At 54.4% G+C, this 21563-nt stretch carries 16 protein-coding genes and 1 pseudogene; 14 read left to right on the forward strand and 3 right to left on the reverse strand.

What is annotated here, in order from left to right:
- Positions 1–59 precede the first annotated feature (59 nt).
- The 11 genes and pseudogenes from cheY to NF683_RS07805 all read left to right on the forward strand — a co-directional run bounded on the left by cheY (position 60) and on the right by NF683_RS07805 (position 12220).
- Complete coding sequence (gene cheY, locus NF683_RS07755; protein WP_009097747.1) at positions 60–449, forward strand: chemotaxis response regulator CheY; 390 nt, start codon at positions 60–62, stop codon at positions 447–449.
- A 42-nt stretch (positions 450–491) separates the two neighbouring features.
- Entirely contained in the window at positions 492–1187 is a 696-nt protein-coding gene (cheZ, locus tag NF683_RS07760; RefSeq protein ID WP_038480231.1) for a protein phosphatase CheZ, read from the forward strand.
- A gap of 117 nt (positions 1188–1304) precedes the next feature.
- Positions 1305–2471: a flagellar biosynthesis protein FlhB gene (flhB, locus tag NF683_RS07765; protein WP_253921679.1), complete on the forward strand. Its 1167-nt coding sequence runs from the start codon at positions 1305–1307 to the stop codon at positions 2469–2471.
- A complete protein-coding gene (gene flhA / locus NF683_RS07770) occupies positions 2468–4552 on the forward strand; it encodes a flagellar biosynthesis protein FlhA (protein WP_089040051.1) in 2085 nt (694 codons plus the stop codon). The genes flhB and flhA overlap by 4 nt, the downstream gene beginning before the upstream one ends.
- A gap of 53 nt (positions 4553–4605) precedes the next feature.
- The gene (gene flhF, locus NF683_RS07775) at positions 4606–6816 is read left to right on the forward strand and encodes a flagellar biosynthesis protein FlhF (protein ID WP_089040050.1); all 2211 of its coding nucleotides are present in this window, start codon (positions 4606–4608) and stop codon (positions 6814–6816) included.
- Positions 6813–7391 (forward strand): hypothetical protein, encoded by a 579-nt coding sequence (locus tag NF683_RS07780; RefSeq protein WP_089040049.1) that lies wholly within the window; start codon positions 6813–6815, stop codon positions 7389–7391. The genes flhF and NF683_RS07780 overlap by 4 nt, the downstream gene beginning before the upstream one ends.
- A gap of 67 nt (positions 7392–7458) precedes the next feature.
- A complete protein-coding gene (locus tag NF683_RS07785; protein ID WP_232471396.1) occupies positions 7459–7899 on the forward strand; it encodes a flagellar protein FlhE in 441 nt (146 codons plus the stop codon).
- A gap of 26 nt (positions 7900–7925) precedes the next feature.
- Positions 7926–8627, forward strand: coding sequence for an RNA polymerase sigma factor FliA (locus NF683_RS07790; protein WP_089040048.1), 702 nt, complete (start codon positions 7926–7928; stop codon positions 8625–8627).
- A 39-nt stretch (positions 8628–8666) separates the two neighbouring features.
- A complete protein-coding gene (locus NF683_RS07795) occupies positions 8667–9482 on the forward strand; it encodes a motility protein A (RefSeq protein WP_089040047.1) in 816 nt (271 codons plus the stop codon).
- Positions 9483–9486: 4 nt separating this feature from the next.
- A pseudogene (locus NF683_RS07800) lies at positions 9487–10157 on the forward strand (OmpA/MotB family protein).
- A gap of 23 nt (positions 10158–10180) precedes the next feature.
- Positions 10181–12220, forward strand: coding sequence for a sensor domain-containing diguanylate cyclase (locus tag NF683_RS07805; RefSeq protein WP_253921680.1), 2040 nt, complete (start codon positions 10181–10183; stop codon positions 12218–12220).
- 9 nt (positions 12221–12229) lie between these two features.
- On the opposite strand, the gene NF683_RS07810 is transcribed toward NF683_RS07805, so the two are convergent.
- A complete protein-coding gene (locus NF683_RS07810) occupies positions 12230–12814 on the reverse strand; it encodes a hypothetical protein (RefSeq protein WP_456362356.1) in 585 nt (194 codons plus the stop codon).
- Between the two features lie 181 nt (positions 12815–12995).
- On the opposite strand from NF683_RS07810, the gene NF683_RS07815 reads away from it, so the two are divergent.
- Together NF683_RS07815 and NF683_RS07820 are read left to right on the forward strand one after the other, a co-directional pair.
- Entirely contained in the window at positions 12996–15107 is a 2112-nt protein-coding gene (locus tag NF683_RS07815) for an adenosylcobalamin-dependent ribonucleoside-diphosphate reductase (protein WP_089040044.1), read from the forward strand.
- Between the two features lie 59 nt (positions 15108–15166).
- Positions 15167–15961: a ribonucleoside-diphosphate reductase gene (locus NF683_RS07820; RefSeq protein WP_089040043.1), complete on the forward strand. Its 795-nt coding sequence runs from the start codon at positions 15167–15169 to the stop codon at positions 15959–15961.
- A 127-nt stretch (positions 15962–16088) separates the two neighbouring features.
- Here the strand turns inward: NF683_RS07820 and NF683_RS07825 are convergent, their stop codons facing one another.
- Positions 16089–16829, reverse strand: coding sequence for a Crp/Fnr family transcriptional regulator (locus NF683_RS07825; RefSeq protein ID WP_253921681.1), 741 nt, complete (start codon positions 16827–16829; stop codon positions 16089–16091).
- Between the two features lie 188 nt (positions 16830–17017).
- Positions 17018–19867, reverse strand: coding sequence for an excinuclease ABC subunit UvrA (uvrA, locus tag NF683_RS07830; RefSeq protein ID WP_253921682.1), 2850 nt, complete (start codon positions 19865–19867; stop codon positions 17018–17020).
- 171 nt (positions 19868–20038) lie between these two features.
- On the opposite strand from uvrA, the gene NF683_RS07835 reads away from it, so the two are divergent.
- On the forward strand, positions 20039–21418 hold the full coding sequence (locus tag NF683_RS07835; protein WP_089040960.1) for an MFS transporter: 1380 nt from the start codon (positions 20039–20041) through the stop codon (positions 21416–21418).
- Positions 21419–21563 lie beyond the last annotated feature (145 nt).

Consider the following 21563-nt stretch of genomic DNA (forward strand, 5'->3'; position numbering starts at 1 on the left):
TTTAAGAACGATTTTTAAGCATCGTTATGTAAGAAATAATTTGATTGAGAGGATGACCAATGGCCGATAAGAACATGAGTTTTCTGGTAGTTGACGATTTTCCCACCATGCGTCGGATCGTTCGCAGCTTGTTGAAAGAGCTGGGTTTTACCAATGTTGATGAAGCAGAAGATGGTCAGGACGCGCTGAATAAGCTGCGTGCGGGTAACTTCGAATTCGTTGTATCCGATTGGAATATGCCTAATCTGGACGGCTTAGAAATGCTTAAAGAGATCCGCCAGGATGAAGCACTGAAAGGGCTACCCGTATTGATGGTGACCGCGGAAGCCAAAAAAGAGAACATCATCGCGGCCGCTCAAGCGGGCGCTAACGGCTATGTCGTCAAGCCGTTTACAGCAGCCACACTCGAAGAAAAGCTAAACAAAATCTTCGATAAGATGGGTAAATGAAGCGGCTGCGCCTGAGTGCTCGGTTAACGAGGAGACAACACGATGAGTCAGCATGAGCAGGATAGCGCTACCCAGCTATCTGAGGAAGCCGCTGAAGACCTGATCTTTCGCATCGGCAAACTTACCCGCATGTTACGCGATAACATGCGAGAGCTGGGTCTGGACAAAGAGATCGAGAAAGCAGCGGAAGCAATTCCTGACGCGCGTGACCGGTTGCATTACGTCGCTACCATGACTGAGCAGGCGGCTGAACGTGCATTAAACGCCATTGATCGCGCTCAGCCATTGCAAGACCAACTCTCTGACCGTGCTGAAGCGCTCGATAAGCGCTGGGCAGAGTGGTTTGAAGCGCCCCAAGAGTTGGATGATGCCAAAGCCTTGGTAAAAGAGACACGCACCTATCTAAGTGATGTGCCAACCATCGCTGCAGCGACAAATAAAGAGCTGCTCGACATTATGATGGCCCAGGATTTTCAAGATCTTACCGGCCAAGTTATCAAAAAGATGATGGATGTCATCCGAGAAATTGAGCATCAGTTGGTGCAGGTGCTGATCGATAACGTGCCGGGTGCTCATGTCCGTGAGTCGATGCAGCGTAAGGCAGAAGACCAATGGAAAAATGACAACGCACGTCGTAATGAAGAGCTGCTGAATGGTCCTCAGGTGAAGGACAATGCGCCTGACATCGTTACTGGTCAGGATCAGGTAGACGACTTATTGGACGAATTAGGCTTTTAATGCGTTGTTATTAAGACATTGTGAAAGGCAGTATCTGGCACTATAGGCATTTGTTCAGCCGTCCCTCGGGGCGGCTGAATTTATGATAAGCCACGCAAGATACCGCCGGATGGCCGCATGGCAGATAACGACAGCGATCAGGAAAAGACGGAAGAGGCCACACCCCGACGCTTAGACAAAGCCCGGGAAGAAGGCCAAGTACCCCGGTCTCGAGAACTGGCGACCTTTTTGCTGCTATTGGGCGGTGTGATGGGGCTGTGGAGCATGGGGCAAATGCTCTATGACCAGTTGGGCATGGTGATGGAGCAGGCCTTCTTATTTGAGCGTCGTCATGCCATGGAAAGTACCCCGATGCTGGTCAATGCGCTGGATCTGGGGCAGCGCACACTATTTGCAATGTTGCCGCTGTTCTTGCTGTTGACGGTGATCGCCCTGGTCGCACCCGCATTACTTGGGGGGTGGTTAGTCTCGGCAAAATCAATGCAGCCCAAACTGTCGAAGCTAAACCCGGTGAAAGGGTTACAGCGTATTTTTTCGTCGCAGGCATTGATTGAATTAACCAAAGCGATTGCCAAATCAATCCTGGTCGGCGGCATTGCATCGGCGTTTCTGTACGCCAACCTTGGCAAGTTTATGGGGCTAATGAACCAGCCCATTCAGCAAGCATTGGCAAGCGCATTGAATATGTCGGCGCTGGCCGCTGGCCTGATCGTTTTATCGCTAGTGGTGGTTATCTTAATTGATGTGCCTTTTCAGCTTTGGAGTAATGCGAAAAAGCTGCGTATGAGCAAGGAAGAGGTTAAGCGAGAGCATAAAGAGTCGGAAGGCGACCCCCACGTCAAGGGGCGTATTCGCCAGCAGCAGCAAGCAATGGCCAGAGGGCGGATGATGAGTAAAGTGCCTGATGCCGACGTTATTATCACCAACCCAACCCACTATGCGGTGGCCCTGGCGTATAAGGAAGGTAGCATGGGCGCCCCAAGGCTAGTGGCCAAAGGGGCCGATGTAGTGGCCGCACGTATCCGCGAAATAGGCTTGGAAGCCGGTGTGCCGCGATTGGAGGCCGCTCCCTTGGCGCGCGCTCTGTATCATCACGTGGATTTAGATGCTGAAGTACCTGCGGAACTGTATACCGCAGTGGCTGAAGTGATGGCCTGGGCTTACCGCCTGAAGCAGGTCGCACAACAAGGAGGCGAGGTGCCCCCAACCCCAGACAATTTATCGGTCCCTCCCGAAATGGAACGTTCCAATCGAGATGCCGGTGGCAGTGAGGCGCAATCATGAAAGGCTTAACCCAATTGATCAATCAGCGCGATTGGATGGGCGATGTGCGCATGAAGCTGCTCGCAGGGCCGCTGCTGATTCTGATGATCTTGGGCATGATGATTCTGCCCTTGCCGCCCTTCGCGCTCGATTTGCTGTTCACGTTCAATATCGCACTGGCCATCATGGTGCTGCTGGTCAGCATGTTTGCGGAAAAGCCACTCGATTTTGCCGCTTTCCCTGCGGTGCTGTTATTTACCACGCTATTACGGCTATCGCTCAATGTGGCCTCGACCCGTGTTGTACTGATGGAAGGCCACCAAGGCGGGGATGCGGCCGGTAAAGTCATCGAAGCGTTTGGTACCTTCCTGGTCGGCGGTAATTTTGCCGTTGGTCTGGTGGTCTTTTTGATCCTGGTGATCATCAACTTCATGGTTATTACCAAGGGGGCTGGGCGTATTGCCGAAGTGGGCGCTCGCTTTATGCTGGATGCCATGCCTGGCAAACAGATGGCGATTGATGCGGACCTGAACGCAGGCCTGATTGGTGAAGAGGACGCTAAAAAGCGGCGGGCTGAAGTCGCCCAGGAAGCAGATTTTTATGGCTCTATGGATGGTGCGAGCAAGTTTGTGCGTGGTGATGCCATGGCTGGCTTGGTCATCATGGTGGTCAATATTATCGGTGGGTTATTGATCGGCATGATGCAGCACGATATGGGCTTTGCAGATGCCGCCCGTACCTATACGTTGCTAACCATCGGCGATGGTCTGGTGGCCCAGATCCCTGCGCTGGTGATTTCAACCGCCGCCGGTGTCACCGTATCACGCGTCAATACTGACCAAGATGTTGGTCAGCAAATGATCAGCCAGCTATTTATTAATCCTCAGGTCATGATCCTCTCTGCGATGGTGATGGGGCTGCTGGGCATGGTGCCTGGGATGCCAAACCTGGTATTTCTGATTTTTACAGCCCTACTGGCGGGTTTAGCGTGGTATTTGATTCGTCAAAAAGAGCAGGCGTTGGTAAAAGAGGAAATCTCAGCCGTGCCACTGCCCCAACAAGAGTCACCGGAAGCCAGTTGGGAAGATGTGCAACTGGTTGATACGTTGGGGCTTGAGGTGGGGCATCGGCTTATTCCCCTAGTGGACTCCCGCCAGAAAGGGGAGCTGCTGGCTAGGATCAAAAGTGTGCGTAAGAAGTTTGCCCAAGAGGTTGGATTCTTACCGCCCGTGGTGCATATACGCGATAACCTGGAGCTGCCGCCGAATACCTACGTACTCTCTATGAAGGGGGCGGAAATTGGCCGTGCGGATGCACAGCCGGGCAAATGGTTGGCAATCGACCCAGGTCAGGTATCAGGCGAATTACAGGGGACGCCCACCCAAGACCCGGCCTTTGGTTTGCCCGCCATCTGGATCGATGCCAATCAGCGTGAACACGCCCAGGTGTACGGCTATACCGTGGTGGATGCCAGCACGGTCATTGCTACCCACTTAAATCACCTGCTGCATCGCCACTCGCCAGAAATGCTGGGACGGCAAGAAGTGCAAAAGCTGCTCGATAAGCTGGGTGAGGATCAAAAGTCGCTAGTCGAAGAGGTGGTGCCGAAAGCCATTTCACTCACCGTACTGCAGCGTATTCTGCAGAATCTGCTTGATGAAGATGTTTCGATACGCGATATGCGCACGGTGCTGGATACGCTGGCAGAGCATGCTGGGCAGCAAAAAGATGCTAATGAGCTGACCGCACTGGTGCGTGTTGCCTTGGGTCGAGCGATTACCCAGCAGTGGTTTGCCGGCCAGGAAACGCTCAACGTGATGGGGCTTGATGCCCAGTTAGAGCAAGTGCTTATGCAGGCCATGAATGGTAACGGTGCGATGGAGCCAGGGCTGGCTGATACGCTCATGACACAGGCACAAGAGGCCCTGGAGCGTCATGAAGGTAGCGGTGAAGCACCGGTGCTGGTCGTACAGCACTCGCTGCGTGCTGTGCTATCGCGTTTCTTACGTCGGCGTGTGCGTCATTTGGTGGTGATGTCTCAAGCAGAAATACCGGATGACCGTACGTTACGAGTCACTACGGTAGTAGGAGGACGGGCGTGAGATTGACGCAGAACACTCGTTACCAAACCATCACAAAGAGGCGCAGGTAAAGCATGAGCGTGAGACGATTTGTTGGAGCAAACAGCCGCGATGTGATGCGCCAAGTGCGCGAAACATTAGGTGATGACGCTTTAATTGTCGCCAATCGCCGTACCGAGGATGGGGTTGAAATATTGGCAATGGCGGATGAAGCGGTCGATCATTTTGAACCTTCCCCTACGTCGCCACCTCCACCTACCCCAGCTCCCCAAATCGCCTTTTCAGCGCAAGATTCCGATCCGCTGCAGGCAATGAGTGAACGCTTGCTGCGCGAGATGCAGGAAATGCGGGAGCTGCTTGCCCAGCGGCAGCCAGCTGCCGATGTGCCCGTCTCTGCCACCACTGACGACCCAATCTTTCGTTTGCGCCAACAGCTGCTTAGCGTTGGTTTCAGCGAGGAGCTAAGCGACGAGGTGCTGGCGGCGCTGCCGACGTCATTGGCTCAGCCGGATGCCGATAGCGCGCTTGCAATCGAGTGGCTTCGTGGGCAGCTAATGGCGCGGTTACCGGTACTGAAAGAAGAAACCGGTTTTTTCGATCAAGCGGGAATTGTCGCGCTGGTGGGGCCTACGGGGGTGGGGAAAACCACCACCACTGCGAAGCTAGCAGCTCGTTTCGTGATGCGCCACGGTACGCGACCTGTGGCCCTTGTCACCACCGATAGCTTTCGTATTGGTGCCCACGAGCAGCTACGAATTTACGCCCGCCTGCTGGATACCCCCATGTATGCCTTAGACGCCGAGCAGCCGATTGATGAGCTGGTCGGACGACTGCAAGGTAAACAGTGGGTGATTATCGACACCGTCGGTATGAGCCAGCGTGACCAGCGTGTGATTGAGCAAATTGCCCATTTGCAGGGTGGGCAAGCGTCCGTGCGCTTAGTGCTGCTGTTGAATGCAGCTAGCCAGCCTGAAACATTAGAAGAGGTCGTGTTGCGCTATCGCCAAGCCGCACGGGCGGCTGGCGCTGAGTTAGATGATTGCATTATTACCAAGCAGGACGAAGCTGGCCGGTTAGCCCCCGTGCTAGATATTGTCATACGCCATGGCTTGCGCGTGTTGTTTGGTTCGTACGGGCAACGTGTTCCAGAAGATATGGCGGTTGCGGACCCTGCTGCGCTGATCGATCAAGCGCTTAATACCCCATTGGGGAGGGGGCGTGAAGAGCGATCTTCGCCCTCCGCTGCGCAGCCTCACTCGGTGAGTCTGCCGCGCTGGTCGCGGGACGTGCTGGGGCAAGGGCGCCGCCTCAGCTCTGTGCTGACGCGGCTGCGTGAAAGGATTGTTGGGTTTTCAGCGCTAGAGTCGGTATGGGATATCGCCTCCTTACCGGGCGTGCTGCAAGATAAACGCTTGGATGCACTACTGGCTAGCGAGCCCTGCGCGGATAAGGGACTGGGCATGGCATGGTCTCCCCGCCGTAATGAGCGGGGCTGTGACTGGTCGATGCCCGATCTTGGATTAGACGCCGATGGCGGTTGGCTAGCGCTAACCAGCCTACAGCACCGTCAGCCCGCAGGCTGGCAATCACGGCTGCTGCACCAGGGCGAAACGATGGGGGCCGCCGTACATCTGCTCCCCGTGTTTCCCGACCCCGCCACGTTAGCGTGGCTAGAAGCCCAACACTTGACCTGGATCACGCAAGTAGCTGCCACTCAACGGGTATACTGTCAGGGCAAGCGTTATGCCCAGCGTCAGCTGTTCACAGATAGCCCGCTCACACATCACACTGATCTACGTTTTCGTGGTCAAACGGTGCAGCTATGGCACACCCATATTGCTGTCGAGGACGCCGCTGGTACTCCGCTGTTGGCATGGGTTGGTGAAGTTCGCGATCCAGAAAATGGCAAACGCATCGCGCGTCGCTACTGGTTAACGCCTGCCCGATTAGGTGCGGATGTGCGTTCGCTTCTAGTTATCCAGTTGCAAAGCGAAGGGGTGTCTAGCCTAACCAAGCGCGCTTGGCAGCAGTTGAAAGATGCGGATGATGGCGAAGTAAGCTCGGAGGTTCGCTTATTGATGGCCAGCGGTGTCGCTGCTGCAGCGGGACACTTAGATATCGCCAATGATGACGCTGCGATAGCACTGCGCTCCGATTTGTTAAGGTTGTTGGGCACCACGCGTAAGCGGCGCGACACAGCGATGCTAGATGCGCTTGTTCACGCGTTTATGGCCCGTGACGCCATTCGCCAACTCAGCAGCGTTAGCCGTGAGGGGCTGGCATGAGCGCCCCGGATCAGGCAGCGGGCCTGCGCAAGTGGGCAGATTTACAGCGCCAGCAGCGCCAAGCAGAGTCAGTTGAGAGTGATCCCACGGGAGACGAACTTGCGGCTGAACCACTGACCGCTATGACCGATTCTTTAACGGTGCCGCCAACTGCTGCCCAAGCGCAAACCAGCGCATCGCCCTCGGTGCCGCAGAAGCCGCTTATCGTGATCGGTATGCCTAACGGTGGCGATCAGCAGGTGGCAAGAGTAAAAGGGCGCCTAGCCCAATGGTCAGTGCTGGGGCGACGTTGGGCTGGCGACCCGGATGATTGGGATATTCACATCGTCAATGCGGATGCCGCTAATCTTAGCCAACTGAAAGCGCGCTTTCCGCGTTGGGCACTATGGATTAATAGCGATGCCGATGCTTTCGCCCAGATGTACCGCTCGTTGCGGCAAATGCAGGAAAACGGTGGCCCTAGGCAGCTGTTAGCGCTGCACGAGCCAGATTTGCCGCGCCGAGGTCTACTCGATAACCTGCGCGAAGCAGCCAGCTATTACTTGGATATAGAGCTTTTACTGCTGGCGCGATGACAGCTAGCCTGACGCTATGTAGCCGTGCTTTAACAGCGGCTATCAAGCGCCCCGATAAGGAATAACAATGTCGATGCTCGCTGACTTCAAGGTCGATACCTGCAAAGCTGACAGGCTGCTCAAAAGGGTGTTGATGGTGGCGCTAAGCGTCATCACCATGAGTGCTTATGCCGCGACGGGCAGTTGGAGTAGTGAGGTGCCCAGCGTACTGGTCGCGATGAGTGACCGAGCTGTCAGCAGCCAGCCCATTCAGCCGCCAGCAGGGGCGCAGGTAGAGCATGCTGCGATAGAGCGTATTCATTGGCGTTTTCAAATGCCGGTTAATGCGCCGGTTAATGCGTGGCTATGCCACCCTGAGCAGTGTGTTCCTTTAACTGCTATGCGAGGTTCAACCACTGCGTTAGCCGGAAAACAGGTCAGTGGGCCGCTGCACTTTCGTTTTGCGTTGACGCCGGGCCAGCGCCCGGTACGGGTGCAGGAACTGCAAGTGATTGTGAATTACCAGTGAACAGAGTTCAGCCGTGAGGCACGAGGATGTATACAGCACAAGGCAGGATTAAACAGAGCGAGCTGTTAACCCAATACATGCCACTGGTAAGACGTCAGGCCTTAACGCTGCAGGTAAGACTACCCGCAAGTATTGAGTTGGATGATCTTATTCAAGCTGGCATGGTGGGCTTATTAGAAGCGCTAGGGCGTTTTGATGCGACCCAGGGAGCAACGTTCGCCACGTTTGCAAGTCAGCGTATTCGCGGTGCCATGATGGATGAGCTGCGCACACGTGACTGGTTGCCGCGTAGTGTACGCCGCTCTGCCAGAGCCGTGGATGATGCGGTGCGTCGCCTTGAACAGCAGTTAGGGCGCCCGCCGGAAGAGGGTGAGATCGCGCGTGACCTGGATATGCCGCTTAGTGAGTATCAGCAATTGCTCAATGATACGAACAGTGGCCAGTTGCTGCCCTTCGAAGAACTGGTGGCCGAAGGGGCCGAGTCCGCAACGGAGGAAGCCACTAACCTGCCCTTCGATCAGTTGTTAGATAAACAGCAACGCCAGTCGTTAATTGACGCGATTGACGCCTTACCTGAGCGTGAAAAGCTACTGATGGCGTTGTATTACCAAGAAGAGCTGAACCTTAAAGAAGTCGGGGCGGTGCTGGGTGTGACCGAATCCCGAGTCTCCCAGCTTCACAGCCAAGCGATTAGCAGGCTTCGCGCTCGCTTATATGACACCACCTAACGCCACTATTAATCACGACTAACCGGCGAGGAGCCGTTGATGAACCCATCTACGCTGATCGGTATTTTTGCCAGCATGCTGTTGCTGGTAAGCGTGCTGTTTTTTACTGCAGAGTCGCCAGAAAGCTTTATTAACTTGCCGGGGCTAGCCATTGTGGTAACGGGCACCTTGGCGGCTACCTTCATTAGTTATCCGCTGAAAGAAGTGCTACGCGTGGTGCGCCTGGTGGGATTGGTGTTTCGGCGTGAAAATACCTATGTGCGTGATGATATCAACGAACTGGTTTCCATGGCGCGCTTGTGGTTTAAAGGCGATGTCAGGGCGGTTGAGAAGGAGCTAGAGCACACTCGTAACCCCTTTTTGCGCACCGGGATTCAACTGGTGATTGCTAACACGAAAGAGGACGAAATTTTCGATATGCTGCGCTGGCGCATCGCACGATTAAAAGCACGGGAGCATGCTGAGGCGCAGATATTTCGTACCATGGCCACCTACGCGCCCGCGTTTGGCATGATCGGTACTTTGGTGGGCTTGGTCAATATGCTGGAAGTGATGGATGCAGGCGATCTTGACGTTATTGGCCCGCGCATGGCGGTGGCTCTGCTGACAACGTTCTACGGTATTCTGCTCGCCAACTTGGTGTTCAAACCGATTGCCGTCAAGCTGGAGCGGCGCACGGAAGAACGCCTTATCACCATGAACATGGTGCTGGAAGGCATTTCGTTAATTACCAAACGGCGGCTGCCTTCTTTTATTGAAGAAACGCTCAATTCCTTCGTTGCTAACTATCATGACGAGATCCGCGATGCCGCTGTAAAACCGCGGCCAACGGTTAGTTCTGCGGCAAAAGGGTAGCGCCATGCTAGATCGTGATTCACGGCACGCGTTGGAATTGCCCACTGTGCCGGGGGAGGGCGATGAAGGGTGGCTAACGAGCTATTTAGACGTATTAACGCTGTTAATCACGCTGTTTGTCTTACTGCTTGCGTTGACGCCGCCGGGGGAGGGGAAGCCTTTGACCGCGATAGAGTGCATTCTGTAAGTGCTATCACCTCGCTGCCGTTGGCCAGCTTAGCAACCGGTATCCATCCCCGGCACAGCGGGCTCAAGCCGCGAATGACTGAGCTTAATATCCCCGGGGTTAGTGTCTCTCAAGGTGAAGAAGGTGTTACGCTGCGCATCGACGACAGCTTGCTTTTCCCTAGCGGTGATGCCGTACTAACGCCCCAGGGGCAAGATGTGTTAGAAAGCCTTCTGGCAGTGTTAGCATCCTTTGAGGGGCAAATTTCAGTAGAAGGGCATACGGATAATGTTCCCATTGCTACCTCTCGCTTCCCCTCAAATTGGGATCTCTCGGTAGGGCGCGCCATTGCGGTGGTCCAGTATCTTGAGCGCCAGGGAGTTGCTATTTCACGTATGCGGGCAGTCGGTTACGCCGATACCCAACCCATGGAAAGTAACGCAACGCCGGAAGGTAGATCCGCCAACCGGCGCGTTGAACTGTTGCTAAGGCAGCAGACTGAGGGGTAAAGAGATTTCTTGAGGCCATCTCTGTGTCGAAGCATCACTCGCTACTACAGTCGTTCGGTGCATTACTGGTGCTCGATGCTGACTGTCGGCGCATACAGGCATTTAGTAGCAACTTTGTTGAATTGCTGAGAGTAAGCCTTCCTGAAGGGCGTCTCGCAACGCTCTCCAGCGTTCTAGGCAAGCGCTTAAGCCAGCGCGTACGCTATGAGCTACAAGGTCAGCAGCGTTTGCCGGGGCCTCTCACCTTTAAGTGTCCCGCTCGATCAAACCGTTTCCAGTTACATGCTTACCGTGCCGGTGCGCATGTGTTAGTTGAGATAGAACCCCTTCATTCCCTCGGTAAGCAGCGTCTGCTTGGCACGGTGAACGAACGCCTGATGCGCTTAGCGGAAGCGACCCATCAAGAAGAGCTACTTGATTACCTAGTGATGTCGGTACAAGAATTAACCGGGCATGACCGGGTGTCTGTATGCCATTTCGATAGTGACTGGCATGGTTTGATCGTAGCCGAGTCGTTAGCTAAAGGGCGCGCTCAGTCGAGTGTCGAATTAGCGGCGGTTCGTTTGCCTGCCTTGTTAGGGCAACGCTTTCCCGCCAAAGACTTCCCCATTGCACTACGGCGCGCCTATGAGCGCCATCCGGTGCGGCTGATCCAAGATGTCGCAGCACCCTACGAGCACTTACTGCCAGCGAGCGTGGTGGTAGATGTAAGTGACAGCTTCTTGCGTGCTCCGGCCCCTGAGCGTCAACAGTACTTACAGCGACTTGGCGTGCGCGGCGCATTAAGCGTGGCCATGCAGGGAGATACCGGCCTTTGGGGGCTGCTATTCTGCCACTCGGCAGCGCCTTACCCCGTAGCGCCGCCCGTACGAGATGCGGTACGCACCTTGGTGCAAATGGCTACGCAGCGGCTGTTACTGCTGAGAGCTCGCCAAGAGGCGCGCTATTTGCAGCGCGTACAAGATAGCCTGGTGCTTTCAAGTAATAATCGCTTAAAGCCTCAGGGGCCTTATCAGCTGTTTGCGGAGCATGCCGAGACATGGAAGTCGCTCTTTCGTGCCAATGGCGTTGCGTTATGGGTGAAAGGCAGTATCTATCAATCAGGCAATACGCCCAAGCCGGAAACGATCGGCCAGTTGGTCACGCGGATTGAAAAATCCCATATCCATAGTGGGCCATGGTGTACCCAAGAGACAGCCAAGGAGCCGCTAACATGCTCTTTAGACATGCTAGAGCAGAGTGGAGTACTCGCCGTGCCGCTGCCTACCGATCCTGCTCAGCGCGGCTGGCTGATGTTTTTTCGTCCTGAGCAAGTGGAAACGCTCTACTGGGCGATGCAGCCCTCTTCAGCATCCCTGCCACCTATGATGATGTCGCCTTCTGACGCGTGGTGCGAGGAGGTCACAGGAAAAAGCGAAGCCTGGCAACGGGTTGAGCGGCTAGCCGCGATAGATTTAGGAGAAGATTTAACGCTGGCCATTTCTGCTTATGAGATCAGCACGCTCAATATGCATCTGGAGCGCGAGCGTAAAGCGCTGGCAGAAGCGAATCAGCGGTTAGAGCAGTTGGCACATTTTGACCCGCTCACTCAGGTGTGGAACCGCTACCGCATCGAGCAGGCTATTGATGCAGAGCTGGTCGCAGCAAAACGCTATGGGGCGGCTTTCGCACTGTTGTTATTTGACGTCGACCATTTTAAACAGATCAATGACACCCTCGGCCATAGCGTGGGCGATGATGTGCTGATTTCGCTAGCACGCATGGTGGAAAGTTCACTGCGGGGCTGTGATCATTTGGGGCGCTGGGGAGGGGAAGAGTTTGTGGTATTGGCGACCCACTCCAGTATGGAAGCCGCCGAAGGGCTTGCTGAACGATTACGTGGGCTAGTGGCAACACTGCAGGTGAAGGGCTTGGGCCAACCGATAACGGTCAGCATCGGTGTCGCAGTATGGCAGCCCGATGATAGCTGCAAGACTATCATCGCCCGGGCCGATGCTGCGATGTACCGAGCTAAACATAATGGGCGTAACCGCGTTGAAATCGCTGAAAAAAGCGTGCAGTGACACGCGCTATCATTGGTCATCGGCGCGGTCGCATAAGCGCTGTATTCTCGCTATGGCATCATCAGCACCGTCAAGACTAAAGGTCATATACCAAGGGTCGCTATCCTGTTGATCGAAACCAATAAACAGCTGCTCTCCCTGGCTCATTTGCGCCATTAATGTTTGCAGGTCGCTTAGGTAGAAGTGCGCATAAAACCCATCATCGCCACGCTCGGTAATAAACTCGGCCATGGTATCAATGATAGGCGTATCATCCACCCGGATCCTGGTAGGCACTAAGTTAACCGCGCGACTTTCACCTTGCTGTTCAGCCAGCGTGACCCGCATTTCCAGCCATGGTAAGTCGCAAACACCTTGGGTTGCGTTCAAACTCAAGGTGGCATCCGAATAGCTATGAGTTTCCACGGCGCGAAAGTGCCGCTCACTGCCTAACGTTAACGCCATTGACTGCCAATGATCGTGGGGCTGTACGGCATCAATATTGAACGTTGCTGCCATGCTAGGCAGCGCAGTGCTGGAAAGTAGGGCGCTGAAGGTCGCTAACGCAAAAGGCTTTAAAATAGGCATAAGGGTGGCATCGCACAAGAAAAACATTAGCCTATCGTTTGTTGAAGATAAGCAAAAGGTAACGCGCTGATTTTTCTATATGTAGTAGTCTTTAACAAGAAAAATGCCGCATATAGTGTAAAGTCAAGTCTATACTTCATAGTCGCAGAACGTATAATCGCACCGTTTTGAGCGCTAATTTCACCCCGTTGTGAAGGAGTTTCGCGACATGAGCACCGCAGCAAAGGCTATGAAGACTTCGAATGACGTCCCACTACAGGTTCCCTCAAAAGATATCTGGGATGCTAAATATCGGTTAAAAGATCGCCATAGCCAACCTGTTGATCAGGATGTGGGTGCTACCTTTGAGCGTGTCGCGCGAGCGTTAGCGGCGGTTGAAGGTGACAATGCTAACGAGTGGCTGCCAAAATTCCGCTGGGCGTTAGAAAACGGCGCTATTCCTGCCGGACGAATCCTTTCCAATGCGGGCGCTGAAGCCTACAAACCTGCGGTCAGCCTGATTAACTGCACGGTTTCGCGCACTATTCGCGACTCTATGCGCGATATTCTCGACTCCGTCGTTGATGCTGGCATGACGTTGAAGTCTGGCGCCGGTATTGGCTACGACTTTTCGACGCTGCGCCATAAGGGAGCGTTTGTGTTTGGCGCGGGGGCTGGCACCAACGGGCCGCTGGCGTTTATGGATATCTACGACAAGATGTGTTTCACCGTGGCATCCGCAGGTGGTCGTCGAGGTGCTCAGATGGGTACCTTCGATGTTGGCCACCCTGATGTTCGTGAGTTTATCCAAGCTAAGCGAGAAGCCGGTCGTCTGCGCCAGTTTAACCTTAGCCTGTTGATTACCGACGAATTTATGGAAGCAGTGAAGCACAACGCCGACTGGCCGCTGGCGTTTCCATTGCACCCTGGTGAAAAAGACGATGTAAAAGCGGGCGATTTGATATATCGCGACTGGCCCGTCATTGAAGAGGGCTATACGGTCGATGATGAAGGCCGCGTGGCTTGCCGTGTCGTTGAAGTCATTAAAGCGCGCGAGCTGTGGGACACCATTATGTCCTCGACCTATGACTACGCTGAACCTGGGTTTATTCTGATTGATCAAGTCAATCGCATGAACAACAACTGGTTCTGCGAAGATATCCGCGCGACCAACCCGTGTGGCGAGCAGCCGCTGCCGCCAGAAGGCGCTTGTCTGCTGGGATCGGTCAACTTGACCAAGTTTGTGATTGAGCCGTTTAGTGACAAGCCACGCTTTGATTGGGAACGCTATCGCAAGGTGGTAGCGATCTTCACTCGCATGCTCGATAACGTCGTGGAAATTGCTGGCTTGCCACTGCCGCAGCAACAGCGTGAGATTGAAGCCAAGCGCCGCCACGGCATGGGCTTTTTGGGGCTTGGTTCAACGATGACCATGCTTAAAATACCCTATGGCTCTCAAGCGTCGCTGGCCTTTACCGAAGAAGTTAGCCGCCACCTCGCGCTGGAAGGCTGGAAGCAAGCGCTAGAGCTGTCTAAAGAGAAAGGCATGGCGCCTGTGCTTGAGCAAGAGCACACGATTACACCGAAGATGATGCGTGAGCGCCCCCAGCTCGCCGCCGATGGTTATGAGGTGGGTGATAAAGTACCAGGACGTATTCTGCATGCCCGCTATAGCCAGTATATGGCGAAAGTGGCTGAGCTCGATCCTGAGTTGGTCACACAGTTGGCGGAACATGGTGCACGGTTCACCCACCACAGCTCTATTGCGCCCACTGGTACGATTTCGCTATCGATGGGTAATAATGCCTCTAACGGCATTGAACCCTCGTTCTCGCACCGTTATTTCCGCAATATCATTCAATCGGGTAAGAAAACCAAAGAGCAGGTTGAGGTTGTCTCGTTCGAGTTAGCCGCTTATCGTCACTTTATTACCGCCGATGCGGTGGAAAGCGATTTACCCGACTACTTTATTACCGCAGACTCCGTGTCGCCTGAGCAGCATGTGGCCGTGCAGGCGGCCGCTCAGCAGTGGATCGACTCGGCAATCTCTAAAACAGTTAACGTGCCGACAGAGTTCCCGTTTGAGAAATTCCAGGATCTCTACCTACAGGCGTATGAGAGCCGCCTTAAAGGCTGCACGACATTCCGCTTCAACCCAGAAGCATTTCAGGGCGTTCTGGTACGTGAAGATGATTTAAAAAACACCACCTACGTGTTTGAGCTGGAAAATGGCGAGACCTTAGAACTGGCCGGCGATGAAACGGTGGTCTACGACGGTGAAGAGCATAACGCCGCCAACCTGTTTGATGCCTTAAAAGAGGGCACCTACGGCAAATGGTAAGGGCGGGCTACGCCTTGCTACGAACATCGCCCGACACCCTTTGCTAAGTGGAGAACACCATGGCTGTAGAAATTACCTCAAAAATCGTTGGTTACCGTATCAAGCAGCAGGAGCAAACAGCGCCTGCCCCTGAACTTCCGGAAGAAGACCCGCTAACGGTCAGGATTCCCTCGCGTCCAGAAGGTACGTTAGAAGCGGTATCCGAAAAGATCTCTTACGTGGGGGCGGAAGGCCGCAAAAAAGTTTACCTGCTGGTCTCTTTTATGCCGGTAGAAGGCGTGGTGGGTGGCCGACGTGTGGTCATTGAGCGCCCGGTTGAGTTCTTTTTCCCATCAGGACAGCTTTCCAGCGAGCATCAATGGATTACGGCGACGATGCGTAGTCTTTCCCTGGCTGCGCGCGGGGGATATGTCACCCAGGCAGTGGCTGACCTGCGCAAAGTGGCGTGGGATAAAGGGTTGGTGCGCTGTGGTATGAACCGTTGGAACAAGCCAATGTTTCACGATTCCGAAGTGGCGGCGATTGCCTGGTCGATCCAGCAGATTCTTTATCGGCGCGGGTTCTTGGACCAGGATGGTAACCAAGTACCGGTAGAAATGTTGGTAGAGCGTTATGCGCACCGCATGCAGCATGGCCATGCTTGGCAACCACCGGCCGATGAGCCAGAGACCAGCCCAGCGGTTGGCGCCGTGGAGCCGATTGGCGGTGCCGCTGAGCAAGAAAACGTCGTAAAAAAGCCTGAAGGCAGTGGCCCGGCAGTTGTGGGTAACTGTCCTGAGTGTCGCGGTGAGCTTATTATGATGGATGGCTGCCCAACCTGCTATGCAGGCTGCGGCTGGTCTAAGTGCGGCTAAGCCAGACAAACCCACTAGAACGCTAACGAACAACGCCGCGTGGCCTAGAGAGCCACGCGGCGTTGCTTGTTTTGAGAACAAAAAGTTTTAAGAGCAAAAAACCTGCCGTTGATTCAGACGCTAAGGCTCAGGCACTAATAAGCAGCGGCCTGACGTTATCGGTTAAATAGCAGTCGTCGAATTCTCCCTCGGTAGCCAGCGCCTTTAAATCGGGAATAGTGACGTTATGGCGGTCACGGAACACCAAGCCATCTTCACTCAATGCGCTAAACGTGCGGCTCACATGAACCGGGCTTAAACCTAGAATATCGGCTAACTGTTCTTGAGAAAGTGGCAAGCGGAACTGTTCGCTGATGTCATGATTAGTTTGGCGTAAGCGTAGGTACATTTCATGGAGAAAGTGGGCCATTTTTTGCCTGGCACTACGCCGCGCTAAGTTGACCAGCCGTTCCGTGAGTAGGGCCTGGTGGCGACTGCCAATGGCAAACATCACCGAGGTCAGCGTTAGTGACTGACGAAATAGCTCTAGCATGCGCTTATGAGGGAAATGGCAGACCACACCGTCAGTAATCATGCGCACGTTTTCCAGCCGCTTGGAAAACGCAAACTCTCGCAAACCGATAATATCGCCAGGCAAAAATACTTCCAGAATTTGCCGATCACCGTTTTCTAAATGTCGATAGGAGTAAGCCCAGCCACTGCGCAAGGTGCAAAACTCATTCGCCGGGGCGTCAATTTCCCACAGCAGCGACCCTGCTTTGATATCGGTAGGACTCTCTTCCAATTCGGTTAATAGCGCTTTTTCTGCTTCAGTGAGTGAGCAGTAGTGACTGAAGTGGCTAATAATGCAGCTTTTATCCTGATCCACAGCTTCCTTCTCCTAAACAGGTTAGCAACGATTAACCGGCCGCGTTGTTGATCAATATAAACGTTAATCAATATAAACAGGGCCGTCCTATGTTGCTTGGTCTTTTCTGCTCTCTTGTCGTCCTTGGGGAGGGGCAGGTATATCGCTGTCATTTTCCAGGGGGGGAGTTGCCCACCCTGGAAGTGGCGCTAGGCGGTTTTTTTGGCACGATTACCACGCTTTAACAACGGTGCCAGGAAATGCCCTGTATGGGAAACGCTCTGCTTGGCAAGCTGTTCTGGTGTTCCTTCGGCAATAATTTGTCCACCGCCAGAGCCACCTTCTGGGCCAAGATCAATAATCCAGTCGGCCGTTTTGATCACATCCAGGTTGTGCTCGATCACCACAATGCTATTGCCGTGATCACGTAAGCGGTGGAGTACCGTGAGTAGCTGACGGATGTCCTCAAAATGCAGGCCAGTGGTGGGCTCATCCAATATATAGAGCGTTTTTCCGGTGTCACGCTTGGCTAGCTCACGGGCTAGTTTGACACGCTGCGCTTCACCGCCAGAAAGGGTAGTGGCACTTTGTCCTAGGCGGATATAGGAGAGGCCCACATCCAACAGGGTTTGCAAACGACGAGCGATAGCAGGCACTGGGCTGAAGAACTCCAGGGCGTCCTCTACCGTCATGGCCAGCACTTCGTGGATCGTTTTGCCTTTATAGTGGATATCCAACGTTTCGCGGTTGTAGCGTTTGCCTTTACACACATCGCAGGGCACATAAATATCTGGCAGGAAGTGCATCTCTACCTTGATCATGCCTTCGCCCTGGCACGCTTCGCAGCGGCCGCCTTTAACGTTAAAGCTGAACCGGCCTGGCTTGTAGCCCCGCGAACGCGCTTCCTGAGTGCCCGCAAACAGCTCACGAATCGGGGTGAAAATACCGGTATAGGTGGCTGGGTTTGAGCGCGGCGTACGACCGATAGGACTCTGGTCAATATCGATCACTTTATCGAGCTGATCAAGCCCCTCTACCTTCTCATAGGGAGCCGGGGTCAAGGTAGTGGCGCGGTTAAGCTCGCGGGCCGCAATCGGCATCAGGGTGCCGTTGATCAGCGTCGACTTGCCCGAGCCGGAAACCCCCGTGACGGCAATAAACAGCCCCAGCGGCAGGCTAAGCGTGACGTTTTGCAGGTTATTGCCCGTCGCGCCGCGCACCACCAGCTGCTTTTCCGGATTGCCGGGAATGCGGTAGGGCGGTACGGCAATTTCTCGGGTGCCTGACAAGTACTGGCCGGTCAGTGAATTGGGGTTGTCCATCACGTCTTGAGGCGTGCCCTGAGCGACAATTTCGCCACCATGGACTCCGGCACCAGGACCGATGTCGAGTACATGGTCCGCAGCGCGAATGGCGTCTTCGTCGTGCTCAACCACGATCACGGTGTTGCCCAGGTCGCGTAGGCGCTCCAGGGTTTTCAACAGACGGTCGTTATCCCGCTGGTGCAGGCCGATGGAGGGCTCGTCCAGAATGTACATCACGCCCACCAGCCCCGCGCCAATTTGGCTGGCGAGACGGATACGCTGTGCTTCGCCCCCCGAGAGCGTGTCAGCACTGCGCTCCAGGTTCAGGTAGTCGAGCCCTACGTTAACCAAAAACTCTAGCCGGGCATGAATTTCGTTAACGATCTTATCGGCAATCTCGCCTTTGCGGCCCGGTAGGGAAAGCTCGGCAAAGTAGCGCCATGCCTCACCGATAGGTAAGTGCACAATATCGGCAATGTTATGGTCATCGACAAACACATGGCGTGACTCTTTGCGCAGCCGCGAGCCGCTACAGGTGGCGCAGGGCTGCACGGCGATATACTTGGCCAGATCGTCACGCACCATATTGGATTCGGTTTCCCGATAGCGGCGCTGCATATTGGGTAGTACGCCTTCAAAGGCGTGCTCGCGCGTTACCTTGCGGCCGCGGTCACCCACATACACAAAGGGAATCTGTTCGCTGCCACTGCCATTTAAAATAATCTCACGCTCATGGCTGGCCAGCTCAATCCATGGCGTTTCAAGCTCAAACTGATAATGTTTAGCCAGCGCCTGCAGTTGGGTAAAGTAATAAATGTTGCGCCGATCCCAGCCTTTAATCACGCCTTCTGCTAGCGATAGCTCCGGGTGGCTAATCAACTTGTCGGGGTCAAAATATTGCTGAACGCCTAAGCCATCACAGGTGGGGCAAGCTCCCGCCGGGTTGTTGAACGAAAACATCCGCGGCTCAAGCTCAGAAAGCGAATAGCCACACACCGGGCAGGCAAAGCGTGCTGAAAAGGCAAGGTCTTCCTGATCGCCATCCATAAAGTGGATCATCGCCGTGCCGTCGGCGAGATTAATTGCGGTTTCAAACGATTCGGCCAGACGCTGGGCAATATCATCGCGCACTTTAAAACGGTCAACCACCACGCTGATATCGTGTTTTTTGCGCTTGTCGAGCGGGGCAATATCGTCAAGTTCTAGCACTTGACCATCAATCTGTACCCGAACGAAGCCCTGAGCCCGCAGTTCTGCCAGCAGTTGCAGGTGCTCCCCTTTACGACCTTTCACTACTGGCGCAAGCAGCATTAATTTGGTGCCTTCGGCCAGGTTCATAACTTGGTCGACCATTTGAGAAATGGTTTGTGCTTCCAGTTCTTCTCCGTGCTCTGGACAACGTGGCGTGCCTGCCCGGGCGAACAGGAGGCGCAGGTAATCGTAAATCTCGGTAATCGTGCCGACGGTAGAGCGGGGGTTGTGGGACGTGGATTTCTGCTCAATAGAGATCGCAGGCGAAAGCCCTTCGATGTGATCCACATCGGGCTTTTCCATCATCGAAAGGAACTGACGCGCATAGGTGGAAAGCGACTCCACATAGCGACGTTGCCCCTCAGCGTAGAGCGTATCGAACGCCAGCGACGACTTACCTGAGCCGGAAAGACCGGTAATGACGATAAGTTTGTCGCGGGGCAGCTCCACATCGATCTGCTTGAGGTTGTGGGTGCGTGCACCCCTGACCAGAATGCTGTCCATCAACACCTCGAATCGCGTGGCAAAAGTGTAATTATACGTTTGCTGTACCCCTCCCGGCAAAGCTCCATATTGATATGGGGTCAGCGCTTGGCGTTTCCAGCGTGGATACAAAGCGCTAGAATGGACGGTTATCTCGGGCTGTTCAGCCTCTTTATTGACCACAAGGGTATTATGCGCAAGGTTTCCGCACTGCTGCTGGCCACTGAACGCCGTGCAATCAGCGGCTTAGCCGGGCTTTATGCGTCTCGTATGCTGGGGTTGTTTATGGTGCTGCCGGTGTTGGCGCTTTACGCCGACACCTTAAGTGGTGCTACCCCGCTGTTAATTGGTGTCGCATTAGGTGTCTATGGGCTAACTCAGGCAACGCTACAGATCCCCTTTGGCCTGCTGTCAGACCGTATTGGTCGTAAGCGCGTTATTGCCATGGGCTTACTGATTTTTGCCGTAGGAAGCGTGGTCGCTGCTATGGCAGACTCCATCGGCGGGATTATTTTGGGCCGCGCGCTGCAGGGCTGTGGTGCCGTTGCTGCCGCGATTATGGCGCTACTGGCCGATCAAACCCGCGAGCAGGTGCGGACGGCGGCGATGGCCACGATTGGGCTCTCCATTGGCGTGTCGTTTGCTATTGCCATGGTTCTTGGCCCCTGGCTGGCGGCTTGGGCGGGCCTGGCGGGAGTTTTTTGGTTTACGGCGCTGTTAACGCTCGTCGGTTTAGTGGTGCTTTGGCGATGGGTGCCGCCCGCACCACGCCGTTTGCGCCACCGCGATGTGGGGATGGATCGCCAGCAGTTTAAAAGTGTTATTACGCGCCCCGATTTATGGCGGCTAGATCTGTCGATTTTTTCGCTGCATCTGGTGTTAATGGCGATTTTTGTTGCTGTTCCTTTCCGTCTGTTAAATGCAGGCGTCGCGATTGAGTACCACGGGCTGGCTTATCTAGCGATTATGGCGCTGTCGTTTATTGCCATGGTGCCGCTGGTGATCGTGGCAGAGAAATACCAGCGCATGAAATTAGTATGCCTGCTGGCAATCGGCGCCATTGTCATTAGCTTGGGCAGCCTGGGGCTGCCATTCTCCCAAGAGAGCTGGCTGTTCGCATGGCTATTTGTTTTTTTTACAGGATTTAACTTGCTCGAAGCCACGCTGCCATCAATGCTCAGTAAGTTGGCACCCGCGGGTGCTAAAGGCACCGCGATGGGGGTTTACTCTACCAGCCAGTTTTTGGGTGCTTTTTTAGGAGGCACGCTGGGTGGCTTGTTGTCGAACCTATGGGGCCTTGATGCGGTGTTCTTCGGCTGTGCAGGGCTAGCGCTGCTGTGGTGGCTGGCGATGTGGCGTATGCCTTCACCACCGCCTCTCTCCAGCGAAGTCGTAGCACTACACGATACGCAGCCTGATGCATTAAATCTGTTGATGGAACATCTCGCTGATGTCGTGGGCGTGGAAGATGTGATGGTGGTGCCGGAAGAGCGCTTGATGTACCTGAAAGTGAATCGCAAAGAACTCGATCAAGCAGCGCTGACGAGGTTGTTATCGCCACCCAAGACGTAACGACCACTTCTGATCATTTGTACAGCAAGCGTTTACACCTCCAGGTTTAAACACATAGCGAAGCTTTTACACACATTTGCTGCATGGCATTCAGGCCTGTCAGCCGTATCAGTGATACCCTTGAGGGCACTGGTATTGATATATG

Origin of the sequence: Halomonas sp. MS1, from assembly GCF_024182575.1 — a bacterium.
GTDB lineage: Bacteria > Pseudomonadota > Gammaproteobacteria > Pseudomonadales > Halomonadaceae > Vreelandella.